Here is a 10,769-nt window from a genome sequence, read left to right as displayed (position 1 = left end):
ATCGGGATTGCACGAATCAGTATTAATCCCTTAGGAGAAGGGAACGCAGCCCGGCGGCCTTGTTTTCGATCTCCTGCCACTCCTGCTCAGGATCGGAGCCGCTGACGATGCCCGCCCCCGCATAAAGACGCAGCGCAGCGTTGTGAACGCGGGCGGAGCGTAATGCCACACAGAATTCGCTCTGATCGCGCGATAAATAGCCCGCCGAACCGGCGTACCACTCCCGGTCAAACGGCTCGACTTTCGCAATAAATTCTCGGGCCGCCTGTCGCGGCAGCCCGGCCACCGCCGCCGTCGGTTGCAAAATATGCAGACACTGTTCGTCGTCAGGCTGTTTAAGTTCGGTCCAGATACAGCGGCGTAAATGCTGCACCTTGCGCAGACGCAGCACCTGCGCCGGCAGGATCTCCAGCGTCCGGGTATGGTGCTGAAGACGCTGGCAGATATCTTCCACCACCAGCATATTTTCCCGCTGATTTTTATCGTCGTTCATCAGCCAGTCGCCCAGACGCTGGGCCTGCTTATCGTCAGAATGGCTGGCGACGGTGCCTGCCAGCGCTTCAGTGCGCAGCAGCGTGCCGCGTCGCCGCCACAGCCGCTCGGGCGTCGAGCCGAGGAAGGCATTGCTGGCGTCAAAGACCATACAAAAATGATAGCAGTTGAGGTTTAGCGCGCGGCTGGCAGCCATCAGCGCGATGGCGTTCACGGGCTGCTGGCACTGAACGTCTGTAGCACGTGCGAGCACCACTTTCTCAAAATCACCGCGAGCAAGGGTATCCGTCGCCTGACGAATCAACGCCAGCCAGTCCGGTTTTTCCGGATGATGGGTTTCCTGCACAATCTGCACGGACAACGGGCGGATCGGCGCGGCGTCGCGCAGGTTATCGACAAAATTCAGCGCCTCACGGGCATCTTCCCGCAGCGACGTTTCGCTCCACAGTTGCAGACGCAGCGTGGCGACCCCGCCAGACCGTCGCCAGAGAAGGCGCGGTAAAAACAGCTTGCCCTGCGCCGGGTTGAAGGCGTTCAGGCCGCAGATACGGGTGTCATTGGCTACGTCATGGGCATGCAAAAACCGCGAGGCCGAAGCCAGAGAATCAAACTGGGCGAGGCTTCCGAGCGCGGCAAGTTCTTCATCGCCGCTGCGCTGTTGCCAGTAAAACTGAGGATAGCATCGCTGCACACCCAGCCAGGCCAGCGGATCGAAGGCGTCGTTTAACGGGAAAGAGACATCGAAATGGCGTAAACCGGGTATAGCAGGCAATGCTTGCGCAAGCTGAGTGCGCAGGCTTTGCAGCGCGAGGAAAATCGAGTGCACGCGAACCTCTCCCTGTTAAAGCCTTATATTATACGGGGTACTGACGATAAATAGCAGTACCCACGTGTAGGGAGTGGTTTACCGGCTTAACGACGGGCTAACAGCAGACCCAGCACCAGCCCTACGGCCGCACCGACCCCAATGCCCTGCCACGGTTTTTCATGCACATAATCGTCGGCACGATAAACCGCCTGTTTGGCGCGGTAGTAATAATTGTCGGAGGCGTTACTGACGCGGTTTTTCACGTCATGCAGCGCCTGCTCGGCGCGGGCTTTGAGCTCAATGTACTTCTGATCGGCAGGATCGCCTGAAGAGCGCAGCACTTCTTCCAGCGTTTCGCTTAGCAGCGTCAGGTCGTCGTCGACTCGGGTATCCCAGGATTGAAATGACATATTTTTCTCCATGTTAGTACACCAGTCCGGTAACTATAGACAACGTATTGCTATTGCGCCTGTTTCGCTTCGCGTGCCATGCCGATGTGTGGGATGCCGTCTTCGTCGTAAATGTCCGTGACCGGGGTAAAACCAAAATGGCCATAGAATGATTGCAAATGCGCCTGCGCGCCCAGGTATAACGCCTTGTCCGGCCACTGTTTCTGGCATGCGTCCAGCGTTTTTTCCATCAGCTGATAGCCCAGCTTTTCACCGCGCGCGCGGCCACTGATAATGACGCGCCCAATGACGACAGGGTCAAATTCCTCTTCGCTTTTCAGAATCCTCGCATACGCCACCAGCTCGTTATCGCGCCAGCCGAGGATGTGCCGGTTCTCGCCGACCAGGTCATCGCCGTCGATATCCTGATACGGGCAGGTTTGTTCAACCACGAAGACTTCACAGCGCAGTTTGAGCAGGGCGTAGAGTGACTGCACGGTCAGTTCGCTGTGGTGTAGATCTTGCCACTGGATCATGTGTTTCTCCTTCCTGGGGTTCATCACGTTATACTAAACCCCTTCCCATTCGGCAAAGGGCTGATTGCGTTATGGAACTGATTTTTCTGGGTACGTCCGCCGGGGTGCCAACCCGCTCACGAAACGTGACGGCGATTCTGCTGGATCTTAAGCATCCTACCCGCGGTGGGCTGTGGCTGTTTGACTGCGGCGAGGGTACGCAGCATCAGATGCTGCATACTTCATACCACCCGGGGAAAGTGGATAAAATATTTATCACCCATCTGCACGGCGACCATCTGTTTGGCCTGCCGGGCCTGCTGTGCAGCCGTTCGATGGCCGGTAACGCTAACCCGCTGACCATTTATGGCCCTGCGGGTATTCAGGAATTTGTTGAAACCACGCTGCGCCTGAGCGGCTCGTGGACCGATTATCCGCTGGAGGTGGTGGAGATCGGCGAAGGTCTGGTGTTCGACGACGGAGATTATCAGGTGCGCGCTTACCCGCTTAACCATCCGGTGGAATGTTACGGCTATCGCGTTGAGGAGCATGACAAGCCCGGTGCGCTGAACGCCGCCGCGTTGCAGGCCGATGGGGTGAAACCTGGCCCGCTGTTCCAGCGTCTGAAGCACGGCGAGACCGTCACGCTGGAAGACGGGCGCGTCATCAACGGTCAGGATTACCTCGCGCCGCCGCAGCCAGGCAAAAAACTGGCTATTTTTGGGGATACCGCCCCCTGCCCTTCGGCGCTCAGGCTTGCCGGGGGTGTGGATGTGATGGTGCATGAGGCGACGCTGGAAGCGGCGATGGAAGAAAAAGCCAACAGCCGGGGGCACAGCTCAACGCGTCAGGCGGCGCAGCTGGCGCGTGAGGCTGGCGTCCGGAAACTGATTGTTACTCACGTCAGCTCACGCTATGACGTCCGCGGCGCTGAAAGCCTGCTGGCAGAGTGTCGGGAAGTATTTCCGGCATGCGAGCTGGCGGAAGATTTTGCTCAGGTCAGCGTTTAGTCCTTCATTTTTCCCTCAGCGTGCCGATAACGATTAAAAGGCCAGCATTTCTCTTGAGGGTAGAATGGATAATTTCCAGAAAGATATTGATGACAGGGCGAACCTGACCCTGTCCAACCGTTTTGAACTGTTGCTGTTCCGTCTTGGCACTTCTCTGAACGAAAATAAATCCGAGCTGTTCGGCATCAACGTGTTCAAATTGCGCGAAATTGTGCCGATGCCGACCTTCACCAAACCGGCGGGAATGAAGTCTCCACTGATGGGGATGGTGAACATTCGCGACCAGGTGATCCCGGTGATCGATCTGGCCGCCGTCGCCGGCTGCAAGCCAGCCACCGGGCTGAACATCCTGCTGATCACCGAGTATGCCCGCAGCGTGCAGGCGTTTGCTGTGGAATCGGTGGAAAACATCATGCGTCTGGACTGGAAGCAGGTGCATGCTGCGGAAACTGCCGTCAGCGGTCGCTACATTACCAGCATTGCCTGCCTGGACGAGAAGACGGATACCAACGATCTGGCGATGGTGCTGGACGTGGAGCAGATCCTGTACGACATCACCCCGGCGAACCACGATCTGCACGCCACCCATCTGGAAACCACCAAATTCAACATCAAGCCTGGCTCTGTCGCGATTGTTGCAGAAGATTCGAAAGTGGCGCGCTCAATGTTGGAGAAGGGATTGCAGGCGATGGAGATCCCGGCCCAGCTGCATATCACCGGCAAAGACGCGTGGGAGAAAATCACTCAGTTGGCCGCGCAGGCTCAGGCTGAGGGCGTCCCCGTTACCGATAAGATTGCCCTGGTATTGACCGACCTCGAAATGCCGGAGATGGACGGCTTTACGCTGACGCGCAAAATCAAAACCGACCCGGTACTGAAAGATATTCCGGTGGTGATCCACTCGTCTCTTTCCGGCAACGCGAACGAAGATCATATTCGCAAAGTGAAGGCGGACGGCTATGTGGCGAAGTTTGAGCTAAATGAGCTATCGTCGGTGATTGAAGAGGTGCTGGACCGCTCGATGAAGAAGATTGAAGGGCCGCTTATAAGCAGGAAGCAGTTAGCTTAGTCGGGTGACGCTTCGCTTACCCGACCTACAAGACCCGTATGCCCTGCAAGCGTAGCGCCCTGGGCATGTTTTACTCTATGCGGGCTGGTGCCCTCACCCCGGCCCTCTCCCACGGGGAGAGGGAGAAAACAATAAAAAACCCGCCGAGGCGGGTTTTTTGTTTTTACATCAGCGGCATCGCTCGCTGCACGATATCAATCAGCGGCTGCGGATAGATACCGAAGATCAGCACCAGCAGCGCGGAGATTAGCACCACGATACCGCCGGCGCTGTACTGCCAGTTGGACGGCGCATCGCGGTTGAGCTGCTGAGGCGCGCTCAGGTACAGGCTCACGGCAACGCGCAGGTAGTAGTAGAGACCAATCGCGGAGCCGATAACGACACCCGCCGTCAGCCACCACAGACCCGCCTGCACACCGACGGCCAGCACGTAGAACTTACCGATAAAGCCCAGCGTCATTGGGATACCCGCCAGAGAGAGCATCATCACGGTCATTACCGCAGACAGAATCGGACGGTGCCAGAACAGTCCACGGTAGGAGAACAGGGAATCTGCATCCGGACCACGGTACGGACTGGACATCAGGCTCACCACGCCGAACGCGCCGAGGCTGCTGAACAGGTAACCGGCCAGATACACACCCACGGTTTCCATCGACATTTCACCGCTTTGCAGCGCAATCAGCGCCACCAGCAGGTAACCCAGATGGGAGATAGAGGAGTAGCCCAGCAGACGCTTGATGTTGGTCTGGCTCAGCGCCATCAGGTTACCGAAGATGATAGAAACGAACGCGATAATGCCCAGCACCACGCGAACCGCTTCGCTGTCACCCACCGGGGCGTACAGGAACAGACGCATAACCACGCCGAAGATAGCGATTTTACTCGCCGTCGCCAGGAAGGTAGAGACCGGTGCAGGCGCACCCTGGTAGACGTCTGGCGTCCACAGGTGGAACGGAACCAGAGAGAGTTTAAAGCCAAGGCCAACAATCATCATGCCCAGACCCGCCAGCAGCAGCGGCTCATGCATCATGCCGTCGCCGAGGCTCTTACCGATGGCCAGGAAGGAGAGGTTACCCGTCTGTGCATACAGCAGCGCGATACCGAACAGCAGGAACGACGACGCGGCAGCAGACAGAATGGTGTACTTGATAGCCGCTTCCAGAGAGCGCTTCTGACGGAAGGCGTAACCAATCAGGCCGAACAGCGGCAGTGAGATCAACTCAATACCAAGGAACAGCGCGGCCATGTGGTTCGCGTTCGCCAGCAGAATGCCGCCCAGTGCAGCAATCAGTACCAGCAGGTAAAACTCTTCTTTGTTGTCGTTGTATCCTTCGAGCCACGGGTACGCAAAGGTACAGGTTGCCAGGCTCGCCAGCAGCACCAGACCGGTGTAGAGCATGGCGTAGCCGTCAACGCGCATCAGCGGCGTGACGTCCATCGCTCCCGCCTGGCCAACAAACCAGAGGGAGACTAACGCAGCGTTCAGACCCAGAACGGACAGGGTCGCATTCAGGAAGTGATTGCGTCGCCACGCAATGGAGAGCATCACAACCACCACCGTCAATCCGACGATCAGCAGCGGTAGCAGCGCGATCAGTTGTTGTGGAGTTATTGTCATGGCGAATTACGGCCTTGTAGTAGAAGCAGAATTAACAAACCACTGCTGGATGTTACCCATCGCGGAGTGCGAGGTATCCAGAATCGGCTGCGGATAGAAGCCCAACAGCACCAGCAGTACGACCAGCAGCAGGATGATGAACAGCTCTCGCAGCGACATCCCCGGCAATTCTTGTGCAGCAATTTCACTCTTCGCTTTACCGAAGTAAGCGCGGTGCAGCATCGCCAGCGAGTACACGGAGGCAAACACCAGACCAAAGGTGGAGATGACGGTGATCGTCGGTACCACGTTGAAGCTGCCGAACAGGATCATAAACTCGCCGACGAAGTTACCGGTACCCGGCATACCCAGAGTCGCCACCGCGAAGAACATGGAGAGCGCCGGCAGCCATTTCATTTTGCCCCACAGACCGCCCATCATACGCATGTCGCGGGTATGGAGACGTTCGTACAGCTGACCACACAGGATGAAGAGACCGGCAGCGGACAGGCCGTGCGCAATCATCTGGATCACCGCGCCCTGGTACGCCAGCTGGCTGCCGGTGTAGATGGCAATCAGCACGAAGCCCATGTGGGAAACGGAGGTGTAAGCAATCAGACGTTTGATGTCGTACTGCGTGAAGGCCATCCATGCACCGTAGAAGATACCGATCACGCCCAGCCACATGGCAATCGGCGCGAACTCTGCGGAGGCGTTCGGGAACAGCGGCAGGGAGAAACGCAGCAGACCGTAAGCCGCGGTTTTCAGCAAGATGCCCGCCAGGTCAACGGAACCTGCCGTTGGCGCCTGAGAGTGCGCGTCTGGCAGCCAGCCATGCAGCGGAACCACCGGCATTTTAACCGCGAAGGCGATAAAGAAGCCCAGCATCAGCAGGTATTCCACGCCGTGGGACATCGGGGTCTTCAGCAGGTCTTCGTAGTTGAAGGTCCAGACACCGGTCGCGTTGTAATGCACAAACACCAGCGCCAGGATGGCAATCAGCATCACCAGACCACTCGCCTGGGTATAGATGAAGAACTTGGTGGCCGCCGTGATACGCGTTTTACCGTCGGATGCCTTGTGACCCCACAGCGCGATCAGGAAGTACATCGGCACCAGCATCATCTCCCAGAAGAAGAAGAACAGGAACATGTCGATGGCCAGGAACACGCCGATCACGCCGCCCAGGATCCACATCAGGTTCAGGTGGAAGAAGCCCTGGTATTTTTCGATTTCTCGCCAGGAGCAAAGTACCGCCAGAACGCCGAGCAGACCGGTCAGCACCACCATCAGCAGCGACAGACCGTCAATCGCGAGGTGGATCGTGATACCGAAACGTGGGATCCACGGCAGGATAAACTCAGACTGCCACTGCGGAAGGCCCGCAGACTGGGTCAGTGAGTAGCCACCCTGCAACCACAGTTGCAGGCCAAGCGCGAGCGTCAATCCCATGGTGATCAGCGCGATCCAGCGCGGCATCTTCACGCCAAAGCGTTCGGTCTGCCAGCACAGGAAGCCGCCGATGAAGGGAATTAATATTAGCCAGGGTAGTAACATGGCGATTTACATTCCTTTTTAAGGCCCCCAGCAGGGGCCTGATTTTCAACGAATTCGAATAAAATTCACTTTACGATCAACGCAACACCATCAGCAGCGCCAGCACGACAACCGCACCGATGCTCATGGACGCCACATACCAGCGCAGATAACCGTTCTCGCTAAACAGCAGGCCTTTACCTGCAAAGCGAGAGAGGATCGCCGGGATATTCATCAGGCTGTTCAGTGGATCGCGCTTCAGCAGCCACGCAATGCCCAGGAACGGCTTCACGAAGATCATGTCGTACAGCCAGTCGAAGCCCCACGCGTTGTACCACCAGGTGCCCAGCAGACGGCCCGGCGCGCTGTTGGCAACGGCAGTTACCAGCGTGCGTTTGCCCAGCCACAGCCATGCGGCAATCAGGATGCCCGCTATAGCCACTACGCCGGAGGTGATTTCAAGCGTCAGAACGCGACCGTGCTCAAGCTCGGTTGTTGCCGGCAGTACACCCTGCAACGGTGGCACAATCATCGCGCCAACGAAGGTGGACAGGACCAGCAGCACAATCAGCGGCAGGTGGTGGGTAATCCCCTTCCCTGCGTGAGCGTGAATTTGTTCTTTACCGTGGAAGACGATGAAAATCATACGGAAGGTGTACAGGGAGGTCATGAACGCACCGACCAGACCCGCAACCATCAGATTGATATGACCATTCGCCATGGCGCCCGCAAGGATTTCGTCCTTACTGAAGAAGCCCGCGGTAATCAGCGGCAGTGCCGCCAGCGCCGCGCCGCCCACCAGGAAGCAGACATAGACCAGCGGGATGGACTTACGCAGTCCGCCCATTTTGAAGATGTTCTGCTCGTGGTGGCAGGCCAGGATCACCGAACCGGATGAGAGGAACAGCAGCGCTTTAAAGAACGCGTGCGTCATCAGGTGGAAAATGGCTGCGTCCCACGCCTGAACGCCCAGCGCCAGGAACATGTAACCAATCTGGCTCATGGTGGAGTACGCGAGAACGCGTTTGATGTCGGTCTGCACCAGCGCGGCAAAGCCTGCCAGCACCAGCGTAACCGCACCGACAATACCCACCAGATGCAGAATTTCCGGGGTCATCAGGAACAGGCCATGGGTACGCGCAATCAGGTAGACACCGGCGGTAACCATGGTCGCGGCGTGGATCAGCGCGGAGACAGGGGTTGGACCCGCCATCGCGTCGGCCAGCCATGTCTGCAACGGCAGCTGCGCGGATTTACCCACGGCGCCACCCAGCAGCATCAGCGTTGCCCACCACAGCATGTTGTTGCCTGCTTCGAAGTGCGCCGGCGCCAGTTCCACCATTTCGCGGAAGTTCAGCGTGCCCAGTTCGTTGTAGAGAATGAACAGCGCGAAAGCGAGGAAGACGTCACCCACGCGGGTCACGACGAACGCTTTCATGGCCGCTGCGCCATTCTTCGGATCGGTGTAGTAGAAACCGATCAGCAGGTAAGAGCACAGACCCACGCCTTCCCAGCCCAGATACATCAGCAGCAGGTTATCGGCCAGCACCAGAACCACCATGCTGGCGATAAACAGGTTGGTGTAGGCGAAGAAGCGGGAGTATCCCTCTTCACCGCGCATGTACCAGGAGGCGAACATGTGGATCAGGAAGCCGACGCCGGTGACCACGGAGAGCATGGTCAGAGACAGACCATCCAGCACCAGGTTGAAACCGATGTTGAAGTTACCGACCGACATCCAGTTCCACAGCGGTACGCTGTAGGCCTGACGTCCATTGTTAAAGAAGTCGATACCCGCATACGCTGTGACCAGCGCAGCCAGGCCGATAGAGCCAATGCCCACGGTGGCAGACAGATTCTCAGACCAGCGGCCGCGAGAAAACGCCAGCAGCACGAAGCCAATCAGCGGAAAAATAATGGTTAAGGCAAGCATGTTCATCCACGCAACTCACTTACTGAATCGATGTTCAGGTTCTGGCGGCGACGATGGAGCTGTAGCAACAGCGCCAGGCCAATACTCGCTTCAGCAGCCGCGAGGCTGATGGCGAGAATGTACATCACCTGACCATCGGTCTGGCCCCAGTAGCTGCCGGCGACCACAAAGGCCAGCGCGGAAGCGTTGATCATGATTTCCAGACCGATCAGCATAAACAGCAGATTGCGGCGGATAACCAGACCGGTTAAGCCCAGAACGAATAAAATCGCAGCGAGGATCAGTCCATGTGTTAAGGGGATCATGCGCGTTCCTCCGTTTTTCTTTTCGCGCGGTCGTCAGTGCGGTTGCTCAGCACCTCGCCGACACGCTCTTCGCGGCCAACGTGGAAGGCCACAACCAGACCCGCCAGCAGCAGCATCGAGGCCAGCTCAACCGCCAGAACGTACGGACCAAACAGGGTGATACCCACGGCTTTCGCGCTGATTGGCGTCCCGTCGATACCCTGGTCGTTGACGCCCAGAATGGCGTAAACAATCACCGCCAGCATGATGGCCGACAGAATCGCCGGGCCAATCCACACCTGCGGTTTTAACCACTGACGTTCCTGCTCAATTTCAGAGCCGCCCAGGTTGAGCATCATCACCACGAACACGAACAGCACCATGATGGCCCCGGCGTAGACGATGATTTCCAGCGCACCGGCGAAGTGCGCGCCCAGCGCAAAGAACACCCCGGAAATAGCCAGCAGCGAGATGATTAAATACAGCAGCGCATGCACCGGATTGGTGTGCGTGATCACTCGCAGCGTAGCCAGGATGGCGATAAGGCCACAGATATAAAAAGCGAATTCCATTGCCCTCTCCTTACGGTAACAGGCTCTTGACGTCGATAGGCTTAGCTTCGTTCTCTGCTTCGCCTTTATCTTTGCCGTCGATTGCCATACCCGCCATCCGGTAGAAGTTATATTCCGGGTATTTGCCCGGACCGGAAATCAGCAGATCCTCTTTCTCGTACACCAGATCCTGACGCTTGTACTCACCCAGCTCAAAGTCTGGAGTCAGCTGAATCGCCGTGGTTGGGCACGCTTCTTCACACAGACCGCAGAAAATGCAGCGTGAGAAGTTGATGCGGAAGAACTCAGGATACCAGCGGCCGTCTACCGTCTCTGCTTTTTGCAGAGAGATACAGCCCACCGGACACGCTACCGCACACAGGTTACAGGCAACGCAACGCTCGGAACCGTCCGGGTCGCGCGTCAGCACGATACGTCCACGGTAGCGCGGCGGCAGATATACCGGCTCTTCCGGGTACATCCGGGTTTCGCGTTTGGCAAACGCATGCAGGCCGATCATCCAGATACTGCGTACCTGGGTGCCGAAACCTACCAATAATTCTTTTAAGGTCATGATCTCAA

General features: G+C 57.5%; 11 protein-coding genes. 2 read left to right on the top strand and 9 right to left on the bottom strand.

All coding sequences use genetic code 11. From position 1 onward, the window contains the following. Positions 1-22 precede the first annotated feature (22 nt). The 3 genes from menF to ACOTXD_RS04310 form a co-directional block, all read right to left on the bottom strand. Positions 23-1,318: an isochorismate synthase MenF gene (gene menF / locus ACOTXD_RS04320; protein WP_003859458.1), complete on the bottom strand. Its 1,296-nt coding sequence runs from the start codon at positions 1,316-1,318 to the stop codon at positions 23-25. Between the two features lie 86 nt (positions 1,319-1,404). After that, entirely contained in the window at positions 1,405-1,710 is a 306-nt protein-coding gene (gene elaB, locus ACOTXD_RS04315; RefSeq protein WP_017693006.1) for a stress response protein ElaB, read from the bottom strand. A gap of 50 nt (positions 1,711-1,760) precedes the next feature. After that, a complete protein-coding gene (locus tag ACOTXD_RS04310; protein ID WP_023314583.1) occupies positions 1,761-2,225 on the bottom strand; it encodes a GNAT family N-acetyltransferase in 465 nt (154 codons plus the stop codon). 71 nt (positions 2,226-2,296) lie between these two features. Here ACOTXD_RS04310 and rbn point away from each other — a divergent pair, with 71 nt between their 5' ends. After that, on the top strand, positions 2,297-3,214 hold the full coding sequence (rbn, locus tag ACOTXD_RS04305) for a ribonuclease BN (RefSeq protein ID WP_050871398.1): 918 nt from the start codon (positions 2,297-2,299) through the stop codon (positions 3,212-3,214). A gap of 64 nt (positions 3,215-3,278) precedes the next feature. Continuing rightward, positions 3,279-4,283: a chemotaxis protein gene (locus ACOTXD_RS04300; RefSeq protein ID WP_003859465.1), complete on the top strand. Its 1,005-nt coding sequence runs from the start codon at positions 3,279-3,281 to the stop codon at positions 4,281-4,283. A gap of 163 nt (positions 4,284-4,446) precedes the next feature. On the opposite strand, the gene nuoN is transcribed toward ACOTXD_RS04300, so the two are convergent. From nuoN to nuoI, 6 genes are all read right to left on the bottom strand, one after another. Continuing rightward, on the bottom strand, positions 4,447-5,904 hold the full coding sequence (nuoN, locus tag ACOTXD_RS04295; protein WP_003861500.1) for an NADH-quinone oxidoreductase subunit NuoN: 1,458 nt from the start codon (positions 5,902-5,904) through the stop codon (positions 4,447-4,449). A gap of 6 nt (positions 5,905-5,910) precedes the next feature. Beyond that, entirely contained in the window at positions 5,911-7,440 is a 1,530-nt protein-coding gene (gene nuoM / locus ACOTXD_RS04290; RefSeq protein ID WP_003861498.1) for an NADH-quinone oxidoreductase subunit M, read from the bottom strand. A 76-nt stretch (positions 7,441-7,516) separates the two neighbouring features. Then, a complete protein-coding gene (nuoL, locus tag ACOTXD_RS04285) occupies positions 7,517-9,358 on the bottom strand; it encodes an NADH-quinone oxidoreductase subunit L (protein WP_003861497.1) in 1,842 nt (613 codons plus the stop codon). After that, complete coding sequence (gene nuoK, locus ACOTXD_RS04280) at positions 9,355-9,657, bottom strand: NADH-quinone oxidoreductase subunit NuoK (protein WP_003861496.1); 303 nt, start codon at positions 9,655-9,657, stop codon at positions 9,355-9,357. The genes nuoL and nuoK overlap by 4 nt, the downstream gene beginning before the upstream one ends. Then, on the bottom strand, positions 9,654-10,208 hold the full coding sequence (gene nuoJ / locus ACOTXD_RS04275; protein WP_003861493.1) for an NADH-quinone oxidoreductase subunit J: 555 nt from the start codon (positions 10,206-10,208) through the stop codon (positions 9,654-9,656). Before nuoJ ends, nuoK begins: the two co-directional genes overlap by 4 nt. Before the next feature lie 10 nt (positions 10,209-10,218). Next, positions 10,219-10,761, bottom strand: coding sequence for an NADH-quinone oxidoreductase subunit NuoI (nuoI, locus tag ACOTXD_RS04270; RefSeq protein WP_003861491.1), 543 nt, complete (start codon positions 10,759-10,761; stop codon positions 10,219-10,221). Positions 10,762-10,769 lie beyond the last annotated feature (8 nt).

Origin of the sequence: Enterobacter cloacae complex sp. CDL013, assembly GCF_049238805.1 — a bacterium.
Lineage (GTDB): Bacteria > Pseudomonadota > Gammaproteobacteria > Enterobacterales > Enterobacteriaceae > Enterobacter > Enterobacter hormaechei_C.
This window is presented reverse-complemented; position numbering and strand designations above follow the sequence as displayed.

What these genes read in the sequence shown, in the direction of transcription:
- elaB (WP_017693006.1), bottom strand. Translation starts at nt 1,710, where the DNA reads ATGTCATTTCAATCCTGGGATACCCGAGTCGACGACGACCTGACGCTG.
- ACOTXD_RS04310 (WP_023314583.1), bottom strand. Translation starts at nt 2,225, where the DNA reads ATGATCCAGTGGCAAGATCTACACCACAGCGAACTGACCGTGCAGTCA.
- rbn (WP_050871398.1), top strand. Translation starts at nt 2,297, where the DNA reads ATGGAACTGATTTTTCTGGGTACGTCCGCCGGGGTGCCAACCCGCTCA.
- ACOTXD_RS04300 (WP_003859465.1), top strand. Translation starts at nt 3,279, where the DNA reads ATGGATAATTTCCAGAAAGATATTGATGACAGGGCGAACCTGACCCTG.
- nuoN (WP_003861500.1), bottom strand. Translation starts at nt 5,904, where the DNA reads ATGACAATAACTCCACAACAACTGATCGCGCTGCTACCGCTGCTGATC.
- nuoM (WP_003861498.1), bottom strand. Translation starts at nt 7,440, where the DNA reads ATGTTACTACCCTGGCTAATATTAATTCCCTTCATCGGCGGCTTCCTG.
- nuoL (WP_003861497.1), bottom strand. Translation starts at nt 9,358, where the DNA reads ATGAACATGCTTGCCTTAACCATTATTTTTCCGCTGATTGGCTTCGTG.
- nuoK (WP_003861496.1), bottom strand. Translation starts at nt 9,657, where the DNA reads ATGATCCCCTTAACACATGGACTGATCCTCGCTGCGATTTTATTCGTT.
- nuoJ (WP_003861493.1), bottom strand. Translation starts at nt 10,208, where the DNA reads ATGGAATTCGCTTTTTATATCTGTGGCCTTATCGCCATCCTGGCTACG.
- nuoI (WP_003861491.1), bottom strand. Translation starts at nt 10,761, where the DNA reads ATGACCTTAAAAGAATTATTGGTAGGTTTCGGCACCCAGGTACGCAGT.